The organism is Nodosilinea sp. FACHB-141, assembly GCF_014696135.1.
GTDB lineage: Bacteria > Cyanobacteriota > Cyanobacteriia > Phormidesmidales > Phormidesmidaceae > Nodosilinea.
In genome coordinates, this window is sequence record NZ_JACJPP010000004.1 from 270824 (window position 1) to 291195 (window position 20372).

At 55.9% G+C, this 20372-nt stretch carries 21 protein-coding genes and 1 pseudogene; 11 read left to right on the forward strand and 11 right to left on the reverse strand.

The window, feature by feature from the left end:
* Positions 1 to 72 precede the first annotated feature (72 nt).
* The 4 genes from H6F59_RS02525 (at position 73) to H6F59_RS02540 (ending at position 3163) form a co-directional block, all read left to right on the forward strand.
* Positions 73 to 420 carry a DUF5331 domain-containing protein gene (locus tag H6F59_RS02525; RefSeq protein ID WP_190515561.1) on the forward strand — a complete coding sequence of 116 codons (348 nt, stop codon included), beginning with the start codon at positions 73 to 75 and terminating at the stop codon, positions 418 to 420.
* Positions 421 to 505: 85 nt separating this feature from the next.
* Complete coding sequence (locus H6F59_RS02530; RefSeq protein ID WP_190694860.1) at positions 506 to 937, forward strand: DUF5331 domain-containing protein; 432 nt, start codon at positions 506 to 508, stop codon at positions 935 to 937.
* A 27-nt stretch (positions 938 to 964) separates the two neighbouring features.
* Entirely contained in the window at positions 965 to 2401 is a 1437-nt protein-coding gene (locus H6F59_RS02535) for a ferredoxin:protochlorophyllide reductase (ATP-dependent) subunit N (RefSeq protein WP_190694862.1), read from the forward strand.
* A 318-nt stretch (positions 2402 to 2719) separates the two neighbouring features.
* On the forward strand, positions 2720 to 3163 hold the full coding sequence (locus H6F59_RS02540) for a hypothetical protein (protein ID WP_190694864.1): 444 nt from the start codon (positions 2720 to 2722) through the stop codon (positions 3161 to 3163).
* Positions 3164 to 3360: 197 nt separating this feature from the next.
* On the opposite strand, the gene H6F59_RS27490 is transcribed toward H6F59_RS02540, so the two are convergent.
* Together H6F59_RS27490 and H6F59_RS02545 are read right to left on the reverse strand one after the other, a co-directional pair.
* Complete coding sequence (locus H6F59_RS27490; protein WP_348251341.1) at positions 3361 to 3447, reverse strand: hypothetical protein; 87 nt, start codon at positions 3445 to 3447, stop codon at positions 3361 to 3363.
* Positions 3448 to 3666: 219 nt separating this feature from the next.
* Positions 3667 to 3918 carry a helix-turn-helix transcriptional regulator gene (locus H6F59_RS02545; protein WP_190694867.1) on the reverse strand — a complete coding sequence of 84 codons (252 nt, stop codon included), beginning with the start codon at positions 3916 to 3918 and terminating at the stop codon, positions 3667 to 3669.
* A 44-nt stretch (positions 3919 to 3962) separates the two neighbouring features.
* Between H6F59_RS02545 and H6F59_RS02550 the strand changes: the two genes are divergently transcribed.
* Positions 3963 to 4268, forward strand: a complete 306-nt coding sequence (locus H6F59_RS02550) for a hypothetical protein (protein ID WP_242021221.1) — start codon at positions 3963 to 3965, stop codon at positions 4266 to 4268.
* 133 nt (positions 4269 to 4401) lie between these two features.
* On the opposite strand, the gene H6F59_RS02555 is transcribed toward H6F59_RS02550, so the two are convergent.
* The gene (locus H6F59_RS02555; RefSeq protein ID WP_190694869.1) at positions 4402 to 4887 is read right to left on the reverse strand and encodes a DUF4079 domain-containing protein; all 486 of its coding nucleotides are present in this window, start codon (positions 4885 to 4887) and stop codon (positions 4402 to 4404) included.
* A 173-nt stretch (positions 4888 to 5060) separates the two neighbouring features.
* Here H6F59_RS02555 and H6F59_RS02560 point away from each other — a divergent pair, with 173 nt between their 5' ends.
* The 3 genes from H6F59_RS02560 to H6F59_RS02570 are packed head-to-tail and all read left to right on the forward strand — an operon-like array spanning position 5061 to position 7408.
* Positions 5061 to 5531, forward strand: a complete 471-nt coding sequence (locus H6F59_RS02560) for an Lrp/AsnC family transcriptional regulator (RefSeq protein WP_190694871.1) — start codon at positions 5061 to 5063, stop codon at positions 5529 to 5531.
* 9 nt (positions 5532 to 5540) lie between these two features.
* Complete coding sequence (locus H6F59_RS02565) at positions 5541 to 6161, forward strand: LysE/ArgO family amino acid transporter (protein ID WP_190694873.1); 621 nt, start codon at positions 5541 to 5543, stop codon at positions 6159 to 6161.
* A 35-nt stretch (positions 6162 to 6196) separates the two neighbouring features.
* Complete coding sequence (locus H6F59_RS02570) at positions 6197 to 7408, forward strand: murein hydrolase activator EnvC (protein WP_190694875.1); 1212 nt, start codon at positions 6197 to 6199, stop codon at positions 7406 to 7408.
* Between the two features lie 86 nt (positions 7409 to 7494).
* Here the strand turns inward: H6F59_RS02570 and H6F59_RS26665 are convergent, their stop codons facing one another.
* Positions 7495 to 7629, reverse strand: coding sequence for a hypothetical protein (locus H6F59_RS26665; RefSeq protein WP_255524785.1), 135 nt, complete (start codon positions 7627 to 7629; stop codon positions 7495 to 7497).
* 720 nt (positions 7630 to 8349) lie between these two features.
* On the opposite strand from H6F59_RS26665, the gene H6F59_RS02575 reads away from it, so the two are divergent.
* On the forward strand, positions 8350 to 8631 hold the full coding sequence (locus tag H6F59_RS02575; RefSeq protein WP_073610147.1) for a hypothetical protein: 282 nt from the start codon (positions 8350 to 8352) through the stop codon (positions 8629 to 8631).
* A 118-nt stretch (positions 8632 to 8749) separates the two neighbouring features.
* Here the strand turns inward: H6F59_RS02575 and H6F59_RS02580 are convergent, their stop codons facing one another.
* The 3 genes from H6F59_RS02580 to murJ form a co-directional block, all read right to left on the reverse strand.
* Positions 8750 to 11059, reverse strand: coding sequence for an ATP-dependent helicase (locus tag H6F59_RS02580; RefSeq protein WP_190694877.1), 2310 nt, complete (start codon positions 11057 to 11059; stop codon positions 8750 to 8752).
* Positions 11060 to 11199: 140 nt separating this feature from the next.
* A complete protein-coding gene (locus H6F59_RS02585) occupies positions 11200 to 11790 on the reverse strand; it encodes a hypothetical protein (protein ID WP_190694879.1) in 591 nt (196 codons plus the stop codon).
* A gap of 90 nt (positions 11791 to 11880) precedes the next feature.
* Positions 11881 to 13542, reverse strand: a complete 1662-nt coding sequence (murJ, locus tag H6F59_RS02590; protein WP_190694881.1) for a murein biosynthesis integral membrane protein MurJ — start codon at positions 13540 to 13542, stop codon at positions 11881 to 11883.
* A 189-nt stretch (positions 13543 to 13731) separates the two neighbouring features.
* Here murJ and H6F59_RS02595 point away from each other — a divergent pair, with 189 nt between their 5' ends.
* On the forward strand, positions 13732 to 13917 hold the full coding sequence (locus H6F59_RS02595) for a hypothetical protein (RefSeq protein ID WP_190694884.1): 186 nt from the start codon (positions 13732 to 13734) through the stop codon (positions 13915 to 13917).
* A gap of 145 nt (positions 13918 to 14062) precedes the next feature.
* Positions 14063 to 14503 carry a hypothetical protein gene (locus tag H6F59_RS02600; RefSeq protein ID WP_190694886.1) on the forward strand — a complete coding sequence of 147 codons (441 nt, stop codon included), beginning with the start codon at positions 14063 to 14065 and terminating at the stop codon, positions 14501 to 14503.
* 87 nt (positions 14504 to 14590) lie between these two features.
* On the opposite strand, the gene kefC is transcribed toward H6F59_RS02600, so the two are convergent.
* The 4 genes and pseudogenes from kefC to psaA form a co-directional block, all read right to left on the reverse strand.
* Positions 14591 to 16474, reverse strand: a complete 1884-nt coding sequence (kefC, locus tag H6F59_RS02605; RefSeq protein ID WP_190694888.1) for a glutathione-regulated potassium-efflux system protein KefC — start codon at positions 16472 to 16474, stop codon at positions 14591 to 14593.
* Positions 16467 to 17102 carry an NAD(P)H-dependent oxidoreductase gene (locus H6F59_RS02610; protein WP_190694890.1) on the reverse strand — a complete coding sequence of 212 codons (636 nt, stop codon included), beginning with the start codon at positions 17100 to 17102 and terminating at the stop codon, positions 16467 to 16469. Before H6F59_RS02610 ends, kefC begins: the two co-directional genes overlap by 8 nt.
* A gap of 509 nt (positions 17103 to 17611) precedes the next feature.
* Positions 17612 to 19840, reverse strand: coding sequence for a photosystem I core protein PsaB (gene psaB / locus H6F59_RS02615; RefSeq protein WP_190694892.1), 2229 nt, complete (start codon positions 19838 to 19840; stop codon positions 17612 to 17614).
* A gap of 121 nt (positions 19841 to 19961) precedes the next feature.
* A pseudogene (psaA, locus tag H6F59_RS02620) lies at positions 19962 to 20372 on the reverse strand (photosystem I core protein PsaA); the annotation flags it as partial.

Genomic DNA, 20372 nt, shown 5'->3' on the forward strand with positions numbered 1-20372 from the left:
AGTCGCTGCATTATCATCGGTACGCAGCCGTCTGGCAGCTACCTATAAGCGATTTAGCAAAGAGTCAGGATTATGGCCTTCTTCGAGAACTTTACCCAAGTCATTCGCCAAAAGTGGTTAGATTACGTGCAATCTAACCGGGCCTGGTTGACGCTGCAAATGCAGCAGACCTCAGTGCGGACTCCAGATGGCGGTCGCCGGCCATCCTCCTTTTTGGTGCTGGGGGTGGTGAATGCTCTAGAACCCAAGCTGTCGAACTTGATGGTGCCCTTCTACAAGCTCAACTCTGACGAGGACGCGCTGGTAGAAGTGCTGGGGCTCAACTTTGACCCCGAGATGGTGTTAGATAACCCCGATCACACCCAAACCATCGAGGCCAACGACGAGCAACCGCTGTTGCCCGATAGCCCAGATATGTAAGCCCATTCATAGACTCGTACGGTAGCGGTTTTCTGGTTTAATCAATCTCTGGACACGAGGTTGGCGAACCCCGCCCGAGGCATCTGTGAACAGCAAACAACTGCGGCGATCGCTCAAAATCAAGTGGTTAACCTACTACCGCGACAACCGCGAGTGGATCGACAAATTGGGCATTTGGGTAACGAGTAACGGGCAGCGGCGGCCTTCGTCGGGCTTTATTTTGGGAGCATTGGCCACCCTGGAACCTGACTTGACCAACCTGCTACCCCTGGTGGTGGATTTAAGCAGCAACCCCGATCGCATTATTTCTGCCCTGGGTTTAGATATCAGCCCGGTGAAGGAGCTAGCAGCGCTAGAAAAGGCACACAAGATGTTGCCCGGTAGCGCTCAGGCCAAGGTTTCTCTGGCTTCAGCCGAGCTATTGACCATCGACGCTCCGCCACCGCTCTCCCCCGCCTACGATGACGAAGCCTGCTCAGGTGCAGGCGGCAGGGAGGATGATCGACCCAGGCCATAAGTCCTTCACTAGGGAGATACCCCGACGATGACCCTGGCCCAAGCTCAACCCCAACCCTCCGCTTTAGAATTTGATTGCGACACCGGCAACTACCACACCTTTTGCCCGATCAGCTGTGTGGCGTGGCTGTACCAAAAGATTGAAGACAGCTTTTTCTTAGTTATTGGCACCAAGACCTGCGGCTACTTTTTGCAGAATGCCATGGGGGTGATGATTTTCGCCGAACCCCGCTACGCTATGGCTGAGCTAGAGGAGGCTGATATCTCGGCCCAGCTCAACGACTACGAAGAGCTGAAGCGGCTGTGTGAGAGCATTAAGCGCGATCGCAACCCCTCAGTGATCGTCTGGATTGGCACCTGCACCACCGAGATCATCAAAATGGATCTCGAAGGGCTCGCCCCCCGCCTCGAAGCCGAGATCGGCATTCCCATCGTTGTCGCTCGCGCCAACGGCCTCGACTACGCCTTTACCCAGGGCGAAGACACCGTGCTAGCCGCCATGGCTCAGCGCTGCCCCACCGTCGAAGAAGCTGCCGCCAAGCAGCCTGCGGTAGCTAAGGAAGAAGCCAAGAGCGGCGGCATTCAAAAGCTGCTGGGCCTAGGCCGCAAGAAAGAAGACGAGGTCGTGGTAGCTGAAGAAAGCGAATACCACGACCACCCCCCTCTGGTACTGTTTGGCTCCGTGCCCGACCCCATCGTTACCCAGATGACGTTGGAACTCAAAAAGCAGGGCATTAAAGTTGATGGCTGGCTGCCCGCCAAGCTCTATACCGACCTGCCCGTAGTCGATGAAGGCTACTACGTCGCCGGCATCAACCCCTTCCTCTCGCGCACCGCTACTACGCTGATGCGCCGCCGCAAGTGCAAACTGATCGGCGCACCATTCCCCATCGGCCCCGACGGCACCCGCGCCTGGCTCGAGAAAATCTGCTCGGTCTTCAACATTGAGCCCCAGGGCACGGAAGAGCGCGAAGCCAAAATTTGGGAATCGGTAGAAGACTACCTGGAAATCATTCGCGGCAAGTCGGTCTACTTCATGGGCGACAACCTGCTGGAAATCTCCCTGGCCCGCTTTCTCACCCGCTGCGGCATGACGGTGCAGGAAATCGGCATCCCCTATATGGACAAGCGCTACCAGGCAGCGGAGCTAGCCCTGCTAGAGAAAACCTGTAACGAAATGGGCACACCGTTGCCCAAAATCACCGAAAAGCCCGACAACTACAACCAGATTCAGCGCATTCAAGAGCTGCATCCTGACCTAGTGATCACCGGCATGGCCCACGCCAACCCGCTGGAAGCGCGCGGCATTAACACCAAGTGGTCGGTGGAGTTTACCTTCGCCCAAATCCACGGCTTTGGCAACACCCGCGACATTCTAGAGCTAGTGACGCGGCCCCTCCGCCGCAACAACAACCTCAAAGACCTCGGCTGGGAGAAGCTGGTTAAGGAAGAAGCGAACGTGTAGCCATATTTGCACGCCAGGGTTCTTCGAGAACCCTGGCGTCTAGAGCAAAGTCTGTAGAGACTATCTAGGGTAGTGATTGCCTAACCTCAGCCACCGTATCTTGCAATGAATGCTAGTGTGATAGTTGATACTAGCTTCTGCGAATTGCGGAAATTCTCTATGGGCTACGTCTCTTGTATGGAAGATAAGAATGAGCGCAAAGATGATTTTTGGGAACTCTACTGGAAATGAACACAAGAGTCGAAAGTTACCCAAAGGTTCGGCAAAGCAGCAATGGCTAGAAGAAAAGTTAAAGAGTGCTGAAACAGCTTGGCTAAAATGAGTAACCAACGGCATGAGGAACATGAGAAACAGCTGAAGGCAGAAGAAAAGGCTGCACAGCTTTCTCAACAAAGAAAGAATATACAAAAAAATTTCAATCAATCCGAACAAAGGATTCTAGATCTAGAGCAAGAGATAGAGTCTCTAAGGAAAGAAAATAAGGCACTTAGCACACAGATCAAAAGATTCCAGGAACGCCTGGCATCATATAAAAGAGACGACAATCTAGCGAAAGAGACTTCCAAGAGCTTTGCTGATCAACTAGCAGATGTTAAGCCTACGCTTTTAGGCGAAGTTAACGAGCATAAAGGCCCTAAAGCCAACATCACGGCTGATGTGCCAAAACTAGATTCTGATACAGCCAGCACCGAAGCCATGGAGAGAACGATGACGGCTCACTTTGGCCGTAGACAGCTATCTAAAAAGAAACATCGAGCCTAAATATTCTTTTTTGTCTAAACCTGTTACAGAAAATTACTTGTAACAATAGACCAAAACTTTTCACCGAGGGAAGGCTGCAAGCCGCGCCTGCTCTGGAGACAAAGACGAGTTAAGTATAGAAATTTGGCAAGCTCAAAATAGCGTTAAGATTCCGGTGCTTTCGCTGGTAGAAAGCTGCGCGATCGCGTCATATTTTTCTAGCAGAATTTTCTCAACGTCTTGGTTGAACAATTACCTCGACGAATCCAAATTACCTTGGGCGGAAATTTTAGGTAAACAACCAATTCGCTGTGATGCGAGTCTTGCCCTCTCTATAGGTTACGACCGCCGCCTACAGCTTGAACCCAATTTTCCTTAAGATAACTAACCGAGGCTCGTCTGAGGTAAGAGCTAGTATTTCGATGCAATTATTATCCTGCAAAAAGTTTGGACTTCAACAAAATCCACACCTTATTTGAGCTTTTTGAGTAACTTTTATTCTCACCAACCTCAAATTCCATAACCTATGACTTATTGGGCTGGTCATCATCGACAAGATTGCCCAAGTAGAGCTGCACAAATGCCTTGGCCGCCGAAGGATTCAGCGCTTTGAGCACGTGGGTAATCTGAACAATCGTCTCCGAAGACGGTTCTCGCTGGTCGTGAACCCACTTAAACACCGCAGACCGATCAATTCCCAAGGCAACCGCCAGCTTGTTTTGGCTAATGCCATACGTTTCCAAAACCTGCTTCAACGCCTGATTTGCCCTTCCCATGCCCTTGATCGTCCCAAAGGATGGCAAGGGGGTAAATGTTGTCTATGTCGACAACATCCGCTATAGTTCTTCTTGTGGTCGCTAAAGACAACATTGAGGATATCCCCATGTCAGAAGAATTTCTCCCCAACAGCGAAATCTACAGCGCCCCTCCTGGCAGCTCTGCCCCCACCCCGCCCAGCCGCGAACCTGTTCATATCACCGTCATTGGCTCTGCTACCGGCATCGATACGGTGGTCAAAATTCTCCATAGCCTTGGCTTTGCCGAAACTCGCGCTTGGAGCAAGCCCCAAATTGACCCCAACACTGGCAGACCCATGCGTGTGCTCACCAAATGGCTGCGGTATTAATCAAACCTTATGTGCAACGCAGACTGGCAACTCTATTCACGCATTGCCATGGCTCAGTGGTAAAAGAGCAAAAGCCCCCAAGGAAGCTTTCCTTGAGGGCTTTTTAGTGAATTTAATTAGCTACGAATTCTGGCTAGATCGACAGGCCCAGGCGTAAACCCAAAAAGGCGTGGACAAACATTACCGCCAGAGCAAAACTGCCCAGGTAGGCGTGGGCGGTGCGCAGAGAATCTTTGCCGCCGCCAAACTTGGTGATCGAGATGGCTCCGTTGAGGGCTAGTAGTGCGATCACCAGACTGCCCGTCCAAAAGTGGGGGCTTTGGAAGATGTCTTTTTCTTGCATCACCAGCGACAGCACCCCACCGGTATAACCCAAGCTAATAAAGGTAAACATCCACAGAGCCAGGCGCTTGTGGGTGTGGCGGTTTTCGGCTTTTTTCTCTGCGTCATCGTCGCCGATGCGGCCCTTCCAGCCCATATAGGCGGTAAAGCTACCCATCACAAAAATCACAATGCCCATCATCGCTGGGTGGCCCCAGTGCACAATCGGCTCGGGGGTGCCAAACCCAGCAAAAAAGTCGGCAATGGGCTGTAAGAACCCACGAATGCTAGAAACCATCACTATCTCCCAACAAAGTAAGCGCCATTCCTAAGGTGCCATATTTTCTCTATCGAAAGGCATAGGGCATGGGCATCCCGAAACCAAAAGTTATGTCATGGAATCATGGCAAGCATAGTTCTTGGAAATCTATTCAAGCCTAAAATTCAATTCCTGTCTATTAAAATAAGGTCATGGAACTAGATGGCCTTGACATCAAAACTCTATTCCTTCTCTGCCAGCGAGGGCGCATGACCTGGGCTGAGCTAGCGAGTCAGCTGGGGCTGTCGGCTCCAGCGGCGGCCGATCGCGTCAAACGCCTCGAAGAGCGCGGCATAATCACGGGCTACAGTGCCCAGCTCGACGCCGAAGCCCTGGGACTAAATTTGACTGCATTCATTGCCGTGACGCTCGACCAACCTCACCACCGCGAGGGCTTCTTAACCGCAGTGCAGGCTACAGCCGAAATTTTGGAATGCCACCACGTCACCGGTGACGACGACTACCTATTGAAGGTTCGCTGCTGTCACACTCGCGCCCTAGAGGCCTTGATTACTCAAGGACTGAAGGCGATCGCAGGCGTAGTCAAAACTCGCACCCTGATTGTGCTCTCCACAGTGAAAGAGACTCAGGTGCCATCACTGGATCATTTGCGAGATTCCTAAGGAGGGGTCATGGAAGGCTGGACATTGCTGAAGGGCATGGGGCTGGGGCTGGCGATCGCAGTTCCCGTCGGCCCCATTGGGTTGCTCTGCATTCGGCGATCGCTCACCCAGGGCCAGCTCATGGGTCTAGTCACGGGGCTGGGGGCCGCCACTGCCGATGGCATCTATGGCAGCATTGCCGGGTTTGGCCTCACTGCCGTAGCCGATCTGCTGGTTCGTCACACCCAGGCCATGCAGCTCATCGGGGGCGTGTTTCTCTGTTATTTAGGCTTCACCACGCTGCGAGCCGACCCCGCTACCGAGGCGGCAAAGGTCTCTAGTCGAGGGCTGTGGGGGGCCTACGCTTCTACCTTGGTGTTGACGTTGACGAACCCGGCCACTATTCTTTCTTTCATTGCGATTTTTGCTGGGCTGGGTCTAGTGGGCACTAGTCAATCGTGGGGAGCCTCACTAACCTTGATTTTTGGGGTGTTTTTGGGGTCTGCTCTGTGGTGGCTGTGCCTGAGCTGGGGTGTAACGCTTTTTAGCCAAAAGCTGACACCCTCCCGACTTAAGTGGTTAAATCGGCTGGCCGGTGCCGCTATTTTTGGCTTTGGGGTAGTCGCTATTGCGCTCACCTTTAAAGGCTAAACTCCAGATTCCCACTCCAGGTACTGCCTGTGACCATGCTGCGAACTCATCCGTTTTCTTCTGCACCGACCCGGCGGCCTGTTGCCGTAGCCTGGGGACGATGGCTGAGCCTAGGGTTAGCCCTGGTATTGATCAGTTGGCTGGCGCTAACAGCGTTTCCCAACGCCCAGGCAGCACCGCCTGAGCTGATGGCTCAGTCAATTCAAGATCTGCAAAATAAGCAAAAAACCCTTGAGCAGCAGCGCGACGAACTTCAGCAACAGCAAACCGAGCTGCAAAATCGCCAGGCCACTTCAGAATCTACCCTCAAGGGCCTAGAGAATAGCATTGTCTACACCGCCAACCAAATTAACGAAACCGAGTTTCGCCTCAACCAGGCCGCGAAAGAGCTGAAAGATTTTGAGGCCAAGCTCGCTAAGGCCGAAGCCGACTACGAAAACGTACGCACTGGCACCGTGGCCCGGCTTCAGTATCTCCAGCGGCAGCAGGGCAGCGAGGGCTGGGCTGTGCTACTGCAAAGCCAGAACTTTAATGAGTTTCTAGACCGCCAGTACCAGCTCAAGCGGGTTTACGCCTCCGATCGCCAGGTGCTGGCCGACCTCAAGGCCCAGGCCGAAGCCATTCAAAAACAAAAGGCCGCCGTCGAAGAAAAGCGCAACCAGGTTGCTCTCCTACGCCAGCAGCTGCTCTCCCAAAAGCAACAGTACGAAGCCGAGGCCAGCGAAGAAAAGCAGCTAATCTCTCGTTTGAGGGATCGTCGCGGGGCCCTAGAAGCCGCTGAGGCCCAGCTTGCCCGCGACTCAGAGCAGATTGCTGGCCTGATTCGCCAAAAAATTGCCGCCAGCACGGGGGTAATTCGCGGCACCGGGCGATTTGTCTTTCCCGCCAATGCCAATATTTCCAGCGGGTTTGGCAACCGGGTACACCCCATTTTGGGCTACAGCCGCTTCCACGGTGGGATAGATTTTTCGGCCAGCTATGGCAGCACCATTCACGCCGCCGACTCGGGCCGGGTAATTTTCTCAGGCTGGTATGGGGGCTACGGCCAAGCGGTGATCATCGACCACGGTGGCGGGCTCAGCACCCTCTATGCCCACTCCAGCCGTCTGTTTGTTAGCGAAGGGCAGTCGGTGCAGCAAGGTCAGGCGATCGCCGCTGTCGGCTCAACCGGCCTCTCCACCGGGCCACACCTGCACTTTGAAGTGCGGCAGAACGGCAATCCGGTGAATCCGGCGGGGTATTTGTAGAAAGTGAGAGAGTAGGGGGTAGGGAGTTTGTTGTAGGTTCAATCACCCGAACTCATCCACCCCTTACCTCCTACTCCCTACAGTTTTTAGCCTAGGCTCTTTTTCAAATGAGCCATAATGCGAGCCTTGCGGGGATCTTCGCTCTTGGCGGGAGTGACGCCGGCGAAGTTGATCTTGCTGGTTAGGGCAAGGTGCTGCTTAATTTGATCTTTACTAGCCACGAAGATACCTCAGAGAAACGAACAGGGAAAGCCTAAACGACCAAGGCACAGACCCTGGCAGTTCAGCCTGGGAATGGCATCCCAAAATATTCTCCCTATAGACAATTTAATGCATGTGTCCAGGGTTACTGCAAACTCCTGCAATCAATGGCTAGATAGCAGTGGTCGGCACAGGCGTTGCGCCCAACCTCTAGCGCGGTGTCTGAAACCCTAAGGCTGCGGTAAGAGCGATCGCGCTCGACTAGCTCATTCTCAAAACAGTGAATGAGGTTGAGACCGTAACCTGGGGCGGCGAGGGCGGCTTTGCCATATTTGAGTTTGTGCCACTGTGTTTCTCCGGTTCTCGTCTGATTAGGAGAGCTGCTGTTTGAGCGACAGACCCTAATTTGATTTCTTTTTAGGATTAACCCTGCCCTCCTCAAATTTCTCTGATTTAGGTTGAAAACACTTTAAAGCTAAGCTTATACCCCGCTTAATCTATTACTAAAATTACGAATCAGACCGTTCATGGCCCCAATGGCAGCGTTGAATAATTGGGTCTTAGCTGGTAAATTTTAGAGCAGACAGCTGCAAATCTCGCTTGAACCACGAGTGTTCAAGCACAAGCCATAAGTTTTCCTAATACAAATCATAGATGATTTATGGACCGAGTTACTCTTAACCCTAGAGTCAGAGGGTAGAATTTAGCTTGATTTTCAGCTTTGGACGGCATCATGCATTATGGCAGACTCTGGAACTTCTCCGATTAGTGAAAACTTTGATTCTTTACCCCGTGAGGTTAGGGTTGATAACCTCCGCAACGTTCTAGAAACCCTGCAAATTGCCGACGAAATCGCCAAACAGGGCTATCTAATCACCAGCTCAGAACTGGCCGATTTGATGGATGTGAACGCCAGCGCCGTGACGAGCCGAGGCGAGTTTTGGGCCTGGCGCAACTGGTCAGTGTCGCGAGTGCGGCGCGAAGGTAACCAAATTCTTTGGCAGATTGAGCGTATCGACTAGAAACTTTAGACTGAGGAATTTAAACTTTGGCGGTGGACTGTGACTCGCTGCTGGTGATGCTTGGCGACTCTCGTGCCACTTTTCAACCTTCAGAAAAAGTCCCGCTCACCGCCGCCCCTCATCTCCCCATCCACTCTCGCAGCACCGGCAACACTGGGCAGGGGTTCGCCGCCTGCACATTCTCTGGCTTGCTCCAGGTAAACGGGGCCTGCTGGGCCGCAGACATCCACAACAGGCGCTTGGCGCGGGTCATGGCGACGTAGAGCAGCCGGTATTCTTCAGCCGCTTTGAGGTGCTTGGCCTGCTCCCAGGCCGAAATAATGTCAGGAATTTCGCCTTGCCCTGGGGCGAAACCGGCGTGGGCGTGGGCGCGAATCTGCGCCCGGGCCACCTCCGCCAGGGTAAAGTCGCCCAAAAATTCGCCCTGGGGTGGCACCCACAGGGTACCGGGGATGGTTTTGTCGTGGAGAAAGGGCAGAAACACGACGTCCCAGTCGAGCCCCTTGGCCTTGTGCATGGTAATCAGGGTGAGCTGGCCGGGGCGAGTGTAGAGCGAGTCAGTATCTTCGGTGTCGACAGCAGTGAAGCGCTCGGAGCCAACAATGTCTTGCAGCACGGCGATCGCCGCCGCCAGCGTATCGTCATTGCGAATTTGCTGGCTGACGCGGGCGGCGAGTTTGTCGGCGGTGGCCAGCTCGCTCTGGTTGTAGCCCAGGGTGAGCCCAATGAAGGAGAACAGGCTGTAGGGAGGCAGTTCGAGGCGCGATCGCAGCAGTCCGGCGCAGTACCGCCGCGCGATTCGCGCCGCTTCCGTGTCGGGCGGCGCATCCAGCGGGCCAGGGTAGAGAAACTGCTCAGGAGCCTGGGCCAAGGCGTTGAGGTCTTGGGTGGGCACTCGCTGGCGATCGACCAGCACCCGCAGCGCCCCCTTGAGCCGGTCGGCGGAGTGGGGCCGCTCGATAAATTGCAGCAGAGTGAGCATTTCTTCGGGTACCTGAGTTTGGCGGTCTTGCTCCCCCACGTCGTAGAACTTCAGCCCCATGGCCGGCAGGTCGACACCACCGACCAGATCAGGATCGCGCAGCAGGTTGCCAACAAATTGTCCCTGTCGACCCTCCCGCATGAGAATGGCAAAGCTAGTTTCAGGGTTCGCAGCGTAGAGCTCGCTGACCCGCTGGGTAATCAGCTTGACGGAGTCTAGCGTGGTTGGCGGCGAGAGAATTTCTACCCCAGCCCCCAGCGGCTCTGGGTTGGCCCCAAGTTGAGGGTCATCGGGGTCTACAGGGGCGATCGCCTGGTTGCGAAAAGGAGTCTCCGGCCCAGCCACCTGCGCTTGGTTAACCCAGGCCAGCATGCGGTTGGCAGCGGCCATAATAATCCCGCTGCTGCGTCCGGCCTGATCCATTGTCACCAGGCGGCCCTGGCGGCGGCAATCGTCGCAGAACTGGTTGAAGAAAACCGGGTCTGCCGGAGTAAACGTAGAATTGATCGCCTGATTCGGGTCGCCCACCCGCACTAGATTGGGCTCCCCATGCGGATCGTCAGGATCGGCCGCCAGCAGGGTCAATAACCGAGTCTGCAACGGCGAAGAATCCTGCGCTTCGTCTTCAAACACGGCGAAGGTGCGTCCCTGCCAAAAGCGGCGGCTGTCAGGGTCATCTAGGGTACGCAGGGCACCCAAAATCATGTCGTCGTAGTCAATCCAGCCCCGCTGGGAGAGCAGGGTTTGGTAGCGATCGTACAGACCGGCCGCAATGGTGAGCACGTCGTAGTCTTCAACATCTCCCGGCAGAAAGTGGTTGACGTTTTGGGCCAGATCCAGAAGGGCAGCGGGCATCAGCCCCGAGCTTTTAGCTTCGCGAATTACCGTGTGGGCTAGGCTGGGCAGCACCTCGGTGCGCAATACCGACTGCCGCCTGAGCTGCTCGGTTTCTTCGCCGTCAAACTGTCGCCCTTCGATCAGGCGGTAGTAGGAGTTGGGGTTGGCCACAATCCACTGCTCCACGCAGGCCCGCAGAATACGGTTATTTTGGGAGGGCGAAACCAGCGTCAGCGTGTCTAGGTTCAGGTTGGAGAGTTCAGGGTTGCGGGTGGCGATGCTAAGGGCTAGCCCGTGCAACGTCGAGACCGTAAAGCTGGTCTGGGGCAGCCCGAGAGCCTTCAAGTGGCCGCGCACCTTGGCCTTGAGGTTGGCCGCCGCCGATCGCGTAAAGGTAACCAGCACCAGCTGACGGTTGAGATGAAGCTGGTGGCGGGCGATCGCGATCGCCGCCGCCGCCGCCATGCCCGTAGACTTGCCCGAGCCCGGCACCGCCGACACCGCCAACCGGCCATTTTCCCAGTCGGCCAAAGCCTGCTGCCCCCGCCGCAGCCCGGCGCGAATCTCCTGTAGCGCGGCCTCGCGATCGACGGGTGCTGCCGTTGTCATAGGGCTTCTCTGGGGATTGTCCTTTTAGGATAACGAGTGGGGGGATGGGAAGGTGAGGGAGATAAGGGGGATGAGGAGAATGGAGATGAAGTGCTCACAATTTCCCCTGCTTTCCCAACTTCCCTGTCTTTCCTAATTACTCACCAGGCCACGGGCTGAAAGGCAGAGTTATTGGCAATCATGACCGTATCGCCTGTTTGCTTGATCACAAACAGCCCCCGCTGATAAGCAAAGCGGTCTACGCCTTCGTCGATCTCAATACCCGCCACAGCACCGTAGATTTGGTAGTCGGCATAGTGAGGAAATGACTGCTTAAACCGACTTAGAGAGCCTAAAAAGTACTCTACGTCTTGGTGAGATAGCCGCGACTTGACCTCCACAGCCACAGCCACATCACCATCCACAGCAAAGATGTCAATCTCCATTTCAGCGCCGCGCCGTTGAGACCGCATGCGGCGAGTGACTTCTTGCACATCAATGCCCCGCTCCTGAAAGAGACGCAGCACGGCAGGTTCCACTAAATTTTCGACGAACTGACCCCAGCGGGTGGTGAGCCCGTCCACGGCGCGAGTTGTGTTGTCAACGAGGCGTTTTAGCTCTGCTAACGAGCGATCGGCTTCTGCTTTAGACTCCGCAGCGCGGCGATCGGCTTCCGCAAAGCGGCGATCAGCCTCGGCCTGAGAGGTTTGAAACAGAGCGTAAATATCGTCAAGGGTGACTGGATCTGCCATCGTCTGCATCCTACCGCTGACTGCTAACTCCTATTATGCGCCAGCCCCATCTTCTCCACCCTCCTCATCTTCCTCACCCTCTCCACGTCCCTACCGCCTCACCCGCTCCCGAATCCGCGCGGCGAGCTGCTTCGTCTCAGGTATCGGCAACAGGAATGCGCCAACTATGAAGAGCAGCAGCCCTACCCCGCCGGGAATCAGCAGTTGCAGCAGCAGCACGCCAAGGCCTTGGGTGCCAAGCCAAGTTTCCAGCCACTGGAGGGTGCCCCAGGCGGCGGTGCCAGCCACAAAGCTGAGCAAGGTGAGGAGGGCGATCGCGCCACTCCACTCTCCCAGCGGCAGCCCCCGCAGTCGCCGATGCAAAATCACTGTCAGCGCCAGGGTCGAAAACACATTCACCCCCACGGTGGCCAGCACTAGCCCCGGTGCCCCCAGCCAGCGAATAAACCAAAAGGCCATCACCACATTCAGGCCAATGTTGATCAGGCTAATGCGAAAGGGTGTCTGCCCATCGCCCAGGGCATAAAACACCCGCACCAGCACGTCGCGAGCCAGGTACACAAACATGCCAACGCCGTAGACCATCAGGAGCGAAGTCACCAGGTTCGAGGCCTCTTGGTCAAAGGCACCCCGTTCGTAGATCACCCGCACCATGGGCAGGGCCAGCACCACAAACATCGCCCCCAAAGGCAACATGGTCAATGCCGTAAACAGCAGGCTTTGGCGAATGCGGAGCTTGAGTTCGGGCCAGTCTGCTGGGTCGGCCAGGCGGGCAAACATGGGCAAAAACGGCACCAAAATCATGTTGGAGATAATGCCCAGCGGCGTTTGTACCAGCAAGTTTGCATAACTCAGCGCCGCCGCCGTACCGGGAATAAACGAGGCAAAAAAGAGGTTGGTAAACAGGTTGATTTGCAGCATCCCCGACGATAGGGTAGCGGGCAGCAGCACCTGCATCACCTCTTGCACCTCGGGCATCGACCAGTCAAAGCGCAGCCGTGGCCGCCCCAAGCCGGACTTCCACAGGGCAGGGAGCTGCACGAGCCATTGCAACACGGCTCCGCCCAACGTGCTGCCCGCCAGCACCGCGCTACCCACCATAAAAAACTCTGGGCTGGTCATGTCGCTACCGATCGCCCCATAGAGCAGCCCCAGCCCCACCAGCACCGCCCCGCTGGAGAAAATTGGGCTAATCGACGGCAACCAAAACTGGTTATCGGCATTCAGCGCCCCAAAGCCAGTGCCGATCAACCCCGCTAGCAGAGCCATCGGTGCCATAATGCGGAGCTGCAACACCGCCATATCTCTCGCGACTAAGTCGTTTTGGGCGAGGCCAGGGGCCATGGTGTTAATAATTGGCCCCGCCAGCAGAATCAGCAGCAGCGATAGGCCAATCAAAATCAGCCCGACCAGCGTATTGACGGCCTCGATCAGAGCGGCGGTGTCTTTGCGGTCTTGCTGCCGCGCCACCACGCTGACGATCGCACTGTGAAACGGCCCATTGATGCCCCCCAGCAAAATCAGCAAAAAGCCGGGGATGATGTAGGCAAAGCTGTAGGCATCGGCCACCGGCCCCACTGCAAAAGCCGCCCCGATCGCCTGCTGACGAAATAGCCCCACAAACTTGCTGAGGATGGTGGCCACGGCCACAATGCCAGCAATATTGGCCAGCGATCGAGAGGGTTTGGCGTCTGACACAGGGCCTCGCAGGGGGTGAACAGCAGCGGAGCCACCGTTGGCATCCAGAACCATCCCCCATTTAACTGCATTATTGAACTTGCATCGGGTCAATACACAGGAGCTATTGCACTTGATTACGGTTTCCAGGTCTGGCTTAGAAGTGAGCCAAAATAAAGATGTAGCGCAACCCGCTGTAGGTAGACTATCTCTGCAATTTGCTGCCTCAGCCCCAGGGTATGCAGCTAGGGAAATTCTCTGGCTGTGGGCTATTCTCTATCACCCGATCGCACCATGTACGCTTCATCTTCAAAACTACCCCTAGATCACCAGGCCCTTTTGCGAGAAAACCAACGTCTCCTGGCCGAAAACAACGCCCTGCGCCAAGAAAATCAGCAGCTTCAGCAGCTAATTCATCAGCTAGAGCGGAAAGTGCGTCGCTATTCATAGACTGCGATCGCCCTTGGGGTGCTCCTTGACCATCGCCCTTGGGGCCGGTCTTTGACCATAGCTCCCACCGCTGCAAACCGGCCTGTGATTTTTAGCTGACCGTGGGTAGCATGTCTTCATAGACCTGCTACCGGCTCGCTTCACAATGCCCCTGGGCCACCGTTCAAAACCAAAGCGCCGTCTGCTGATCGCCGCAATTGTGGGAGGTGTGTTGGTCACTAGCTTCCCGTTTGTGGTGGTGGGTGGGCTGCTGGCCAAAACAAACTGGGATGAGTGGCAACACTGCCGGGGCTACACCCAGTTCAACGCTGCGCAGTGGAACGACCCAGCTCTCAGCGCCGAGCCCACCTACGTTCGCCTCTGCATGGTGGATGACCTGTTGGCAAAATACCTGCTGCTGGGAAGACCTCAGAAGGGCGTGATCGAGTTGCTCGGCCAGCCAGAACCCCAAAACGGCTTTGCCGGCTACGATATGGTCTACATGCTGGGGCCAGAGCGCAAGTTTATTAGCATCGACTACGAATGGCTGGTGATTAAACTCGATGCGGCGGGTCACGTTAGCGATGCTGCGATCGAAACTGATTAAGGGTTTAGCAGTCTAGCCAGGGATTTGTCCTGGTGCATGGCGGGCTATGCACCCAAGTTGCGCTTACGATGCTTTCGCTGGCCTGTATTAAGCCCCATACTTCTTCAGCGCCGTCGTATCCCAAGCCTGATCGACTTCGCGAGGCAAATCAAAACTATCCGACTGAAGAACTTCCTTCAAATCGGCAGCGAGCTGCTGCGACTTAGCCACTAACTTCGGCATATCCATTTCGGTTTCGGCCACCTCGTGCATAGCCTTAATGTCGTGATGGCGAAAGATGCGGGCGGCTCGGTGGGCGTGGTAAGCCCGAAACCCTAACAGCTTCAAGACCTCAGCACCCAAGCTCAAGGCTGATTCAAAGGTTTCCCGCTCGACGACATCAACATCTCGGCGCAGCAGTTCATAGGCATGGCGACGATCAATAGCCCGCGCCAAAATCTTCAGGTGGGGAAAGTGCTGCTTCACTAGGTCAATGGTTTGCAGCGACCTTTCCACATCGTCGATCGCCATCACAAACAGCTTGGCCTCGGCGGCCCCCGCCGCATAAAGCAGCTCAATGCGCGACGAGTCGCCATAAAACACCTTGTGGCCAAATTGACGCAGCAAATCAATGGTGGCCGGGTCGTGGTCTAGCACCGTAGTCTGAATGCCGTTGGCAACCAGTAGGCGGTTGACGATCTGGCCAAAGCGCCCAAAGCCCGCAATGATCACTGGAGTTTCGCCATCGTCGATGGTGTCGGGTTCTCGCTGCTCGCCCTGGCTCACAAAGCGGGGCTGCACCAGCCGCTCATTGGCAATCATCACCAGAGGAGTAAGGGCCATCGACAGGGCCACCACCACGACCAGTGGTGCGGTAACAGTCGTCGGTAAAACCCGGCTTTGCTGGGCAAAGGAAAACAGCACAAAGCAAAACTCTCCCCCCTGAGCCAGGGCCATGGCAAACAGCAGGTTTTGGCTCAGCGACTGCCGAAAGAAACGGCCTAGGGCCACCAGCACCAGCCCCTTGAGCAGCATCAGCCCAATGACCAAACCCAAAATCAGCAGGGGCTGGCTCGCCAGCACATTAAAGTCGATGCTAGCCCCCACCGAGATAAAGAACAGGCCCAGCAGCAAGCCTTTAAACGGTTCAATGTCGGTTTCTAGCTCGTGGCGATACTCGTTGTCGGCCAGCACCACCCCGGCGACAAAGGTGCCCAGAGCAGGCGATAGCCCTACCATCTGCATGATCAGGGTGATGCCAATCACCAGCAGCAGGGCTGTCGCCGTAAACATCTCCCGCAGGCGCGTATCGGCAATAAACCGAAACACTGGCCGCATCAAAAACCGACCGACCACAATAATGCCCCCCACCGCTCCCATCACCAGCAGGGTTCGCTGCCAAGCGGGTAAGCCTCCACTGGCCTCGGCAGTAGCCACCAGCACCGCCGCATGGGGGCCGATCGCAGTCTGGCCCATTTCCAGCAGGGGCAGCAGAGCCAGCATGGGAATCACGGCAATATCCTGAAACAGCAGCACCGAGAAGGAGGCCTGCCCCGCCTCGGTCTTCATCAGGCCCTTTTCGTTTAGGGTTTGCAGCACGATCGCCGTCGACGAGAGCGATAAAATCATGCCGATGGCCAGGGCCATAGTCCAGGGTAGGCCCGCCAGCAGGGCAATTAGGGCGATCGCCCCGGTGGTCACCGCCACCTGCAAGCCCCCCAGCCCCAAGATTGGCCCCCGCAGCTGCCACAGCAGCGAAGGCCGCAGCTCTAGGCCAATCAAAAACAGCATCATCACCACGCCGAATTCGGCGAAATGCATGACGTCGTCTTGCTGTTCTCCCACTAGGCCCAGCACAAAGGGGCCGATAATCACTCCCGCAATCAGGTAGCCCAGCACCGACCCCAGCCCCAGCCGTTTGGCCACGGGCACCGACAGCACCGCCGCCGTGAGGTAGATAAACGCCTGAAAAAATAAGTCTTCGCTATGCATGGGGGGCCACCTCGGGAGCGAGCAATACCTGGCTCAAATCTTGGTTGAGCTGGGTCAGGCCAGGCAGCGCCGCCCAGTTGATTTGGTTATCGCGCAGGGCCTGAAGCAGGGTGCGGTACTCTTGGGCGCGATCGCTGATTTCGGGGCCGTCAAGCAGCTGATGGGTGCCGTGGACAACAAACGGCGGCAGATAGTCCATGCCGCACAGCCGCGCGGTTTGGGCAAAGGGGGCTAGCAGCTCGGTGATGGTGTAGTAGTTGTAGCCTTCCCGCTGATAAGCCTGATTGCTGCCGCCCGTCGAAATAGCGGAAAGGCATTTTTTGCCTCGCAGAGCTGTACCCTCGTGGCCGTAGGCAAAGCCATATTCGAGCACCAGGTCTTGCCACTCTTTGAGAATAGCGGGGCTGCTATACCAGTAAAAAGGGTGCTGCCACACCACGATGTCGTGGTCGATCAAAAGCTGCTGCTCGCGCTTCACATTGATATGGAAGTCGGGATATTCCTCGTAGAGATCGTGGAGGGTGACCCCCTCCAGATCAGCGATCGCCTGCACCAGCCGACTGTTCACACGGGACTTGTTGAGGGCAGGGTGGGCAAAGAGCACCAAAATCCGGTTGGAAGGAGTCATAGCCACAGAAAAAAAGAGCAGATTGGCCCTAGCGCGATGACCCTACGGAGTCGGTTTGAGGCCATCGGTTTTGCCACCGCAACTGTATACGATCTAAGCCATCAGTGGCGGTGCCCCACCTATCCTTCTAGTTACATAGCTAATAAAAGTCCTGGCTCAACTACCCCGAAGAACCAGGACTCTTGAGAAGCGGAGAGTCTCCATCCGTCTCAAGGTTAGGAAGTGATAGAGGGCGATCGTAGGGGGCCGCTCACACACCTCAGATTATTCAAAATGCTGAAAAGAAGACTCTTGTGATGGGTAAGTATTTGGGTGAGTCTTTTGTAGGGTGGAGCACTGCCCACCACTGAAGATCTTTTTCGTTAGGAACTTGCTTGAATAAAGAATTTCTTTTTCTCTTAGGAAAAGGTGTCCGGCGAGCGGGGTGGATTAGCCCATAGGAACCCACCCGTTTACGCCAGGGGTGTAAGGTGGGCAGTGCCCACCCTACGAGGGATTAGCTATCCCAGTTAGCCAAATCGACTGGAGGTCGAGGCTATCAAGAAGGCGGCGTAGGTCAGAATGTAGCCCACCGTAAAGTGAGCTAGACCCACAACTCGGCCCTGAATGATCGACATGGCAACGGGCTTGTCCTTCCAGCGAACCAGGTTCGCCAGGGGAGTGCGCTCGTGGGCCCAGACCAGAGTTTCGATCAGCTCTTGCCAGTAGCCCCGCCAGGAGATCAAGAACATGAAGCCGGTGGCCCAGACCAGGTGTCCAAAGAGGAACATCCAAGCCCAAACCGCGAGGTTATTCATGCCGTAGGGGTTGTAGCCGTTGATTAGCTGCGACGAGTTAAGCCACAGGTAGTCGCGGAACCAGCCCATTAGATAAGTCGAGTTTTCGTTGAACTGGGCAATGTTGCCCGACCACAGGGTGAGATGTTTCCAGTGCCAGTAGAAGGTCACCCAGCCAATGGTGTTCAACATCCAGAACATCGCCAGGTAGAACGAATCCCACGCGGAGATGTCGCAGGTACCGCCACGGCCGGGGCCGTCGCAGGGGAAGCTGTAGCCGAAGTCTTTCTTGTCAGGCATCAGCTTCGAGCCACGGGCATCCAGTGCACCCTTGACCAAGATCAGGGTGGTGGTGTGCAGTCCGAGGGCGATCGCATGGTGGACCAAGAAGTCGCCAGGGCCAATGGTCAGAAACAGCGAGTTGGTGGTGCTATTAATGCCATCTAGCCAGCCGCCGAGCCACACGTTGCCGTAGTTAGGCCAAGCCGTCGTCGCAAGGCTGTCCGGGTTGGATAGGAGAGTATCCATGCCGTAGAGCAGCTTGCCGTGGGAAGCTTGAATCCATTGAGCAAAGACTGGTTCAACCAGAATCTGCTTTTCGGGGGTGCCAAAGGCCACCACCACGTCGTTGTGCACGTACAGACCCAGGGTGTGGAAGCCCAGGAATAGCGACACCCAGCTCAGGTGCGAGATGATCGCTTCCTTATGCTCTAGCGCGCGGTATAGCACGTTGTTCTGGTTGGCTTTGGGGTCGTAATCGCGCACCAGGAAGATGGCCCCGTGAGCAAAGGCCCCCACCATAATGAATCCAGCGATGTACTGGTGGTGGGTATAAAGGGCCGCCTGAGTGGTGTAGTCCTTAGCGATAAAGGCGTAGGGCGGCATCGAGTACATGTGCTGCGCCACCAGGGAGGTGACCACCCCTAGGGCCGCTAGGTGAAACGCTAGCTGGAAGTGCAGCGAGTTGTTGTAGGTATCGTAAATGCCCTTGTGGCCTTCCCCGATCGCACCGCCAAAGGGAGTGCCTTCGGGAGGTCGGTGCGCGTTCAGGATGGTCTTCATGTCGTGGCCGATACCGAAGTTAGTCCGGTACATGTGGCCCGCAATGATGAAGATCACCGCGATCGCCAGGTGGTGGTGGGCAATATCCGTCAGCCACAGCGCATCGGTTTGCGGGTGAAACCCACCCAAGAAGGTGAGAATCGCTGAACCGGCCCCGTCACTGGTGTTAAACACGTGGTTTGGCGTGTCTGGGTTTTGGGCATAGACCCCCCACTGACCGGTAAAGAAAGGCTTCAACCCAGCCGGGTGAGGCCGTACCGAGAGGAAGTTATCCCAACCCACATGCTGCCCACGAGCTTCGGGAATAGCCACGTGAATCAGGTGACCGGCCCAAGCCAGCGAGCTGACGCCAAACAGACCAGCTAGGTGGTGGTTCAGGCGCGATTCCGCATTTTTGAACCAGGCCAGGCTAGGCCGAAACTTGGGTTGAAGGTGCAGCCAGCCAGCGAACAAAAAGATCGCCGACAAAACTAGCAGGAACAGGGCACCGCTGTAGAGGTCAGCATTGGTGCGCATACCGACGGTGTACCACCAGTGGTAGACCCCGGAAAATGAGATGTTAACCGGATAGCTGGCCCCGCCTTGGGTGAAGGCATCCACAGCGGGTTGGCCAAATTGCGGATCCCAAATCGCGTGGGCGATCGGTTTCACACCCAGCGGGTCTTTTACCCACTGTTCAAAGTTGCCTTGCCAGGCGACGTGGAACAGGTTGCCTGAAGTCCACAAAAAGATGATTGCCAAGTGGCCAAAGTGGGAGGCGAAGATCTTTTGGTAAAGATTCTCCTCCGTCATGCCATCGTGGCTTTCAAAGTCGTGGGCCGTGGCAATCCCGTACCAGATCCGACGCGTGGTCGGATCTTGGGCCAGGTCCTGGCTAAATTTTGGGAATTTAGTTGCCATGAATCAAAACAGGTTTGATGTACGAATGGGTCAGAAAACGCAATTCGTTGAAGTGCAGCAGATTGGGGTTGGTAGGGGCACAGCATGCCGTGCCCCTACGGGAATCCCATGACCAAACGGGTCATCCCACCGCAATTATTCGAGCCAGGAAGAAGGCCCACGTCGTGGCAATTCCCCCTAGTAGGTAGTGAGCCACACCCACAGCTCGACCCTGAGTAATGCTCAGAGCGCGAGGCTGAATAGAAGGCGCTACCTTCAGCTTGCTGTGAGCCCAAACAATGGACTCAATCAGCTCTTGCCAGTAGCCACGGCCACTGAACAAGAACATCAGGCTAAAGGCCCACACAAAGTGAGCACCCAAGAACAGCAGACCGTAGGCCGACAGCGCCGAACCGTAGGAGCCAATCACCTGGGAGGCCTGAGCCCACAGGAAGTCGCGCAGCCAGCCGTTGATGGTGATGGCGCTAGCCGCAAAGTTGCCACCGGTAATGTGACTTACCGTGCCGTCGGGGCTCACTGTGCCCCAGATGTC

Coding starts and splice junctions, on each gene's coding strand:
- H6F59_RS02525 (WP_190515561.1), top strand. CDS start 73: ATGGCCTTCTTCGAGAACTTTACCCAAGTCATTCGCCAAAAGTGGTTA.
- H6F59_RS02535 (WP_190694862.1), top strand. CDS start 965: ATGACCCTGGCCCAAGCTCAACCCCAACCCTCCGCTTTAGAATTTGAT.
- H6F59_RS02540 (WP_190694864.1), top strand. CDS start 2,720: ATGAGTAACCAACGGCATGAGGAACATGAGAAACAGCTGAAGGCAGAA.
- H6F59_RS02545 (WP_190694867.1), bottom strand. CDS start 3,918: ATGGGAAGGGCAAATCAGGCGTTGAAGCAGGTTTTGGAAACGTATGGC.
- H6F59_RS02550 (WP_242021221.1), top strand. CDS start 3,963: ATGTCGACAACATCCGCTATAGTTCTTCTTGTGGTCGCTAAAGACAAC.
- H6F59_RS02555 (WP_190694869.1), bottom strand. CDS start 4,887: ATGGTTTCTAGCATTCGTGGGTTCTTACAGCCCATTGCCGACTTTTTT.
- H6F59_RS02560 (WP_190694871.1), top strand. CDS start 5,061: ATGGAACTAGATGGCCTTGACATCAAAACTCTATTCCTTCTCTGCCAG.
- H6F59_RS02565 (WP_190694873.1), top strand. CDS start 5,541: ATGGAAGGCTGGACATTGCTGAAGGGCATGGGGCTGGGGCTGGCGATC.
- H6F59_RS02570 (WP_190694875.1), top strand. CDS start 6,197: ATGCTGCGAACTCATCCGTTTTCTTCTGCACCGACCCGGCGGCCTGTT.
- H6F59_RS02575 (WP_073610147.1), top strand. CDS start 8,350: ATGGCAGACTCTGGAACTTCTCCGATTAGTGAAAACTTTGATTCTTTA.
- H6F59_RS02580 (WP_190694877.1), bottom strand. CDS start 11,059: ATGACAACGGCAGCACCCGTCGATCGCGAGGCCGCGCTACAGGAGATT.
- H6F59_RS02585 (WP_190694879.1), bottom strand. CDS start 11,790: ATGGCAGATCCAGTCACCCTTGACGATATTTACGCTCTGTTTCAAACC.
- murJ (WP_190694881.1), bottom strand. CDS start 13,542: ATGGTTCTGGATGCCAACGGTGGCTCCGCTGCTGTTCACCCCCTGCGA.
- H6F59_RS02600 (WP_190694886.1), top strand. CDS start 14,063: ATGCCCCTGGGCCACCGTTCAAAACCAAAGCGCCGTCTGCTGATCGCC.
- kefC (WP_190694888.1), bottom strand. CDS start 16,474: ATGCATAGCGAAGACTTATTTTTTCAGGCGTTTATCTACCTCACGGCG.
- H6F59_RS02610 (WP_190694890.1), bottom strand. CDS start 17,102: ATGACTCCTTCCAACCGGATTTTGGTGCTCTTTGCCCACCCTGCCCTC.
- psaB (WP_190694892.1), bottom strand. CDS start 19,840: ATGGCAACTAAATTCCCAAAATTTAGCCAGGACCTGGCCCAAGATCCG.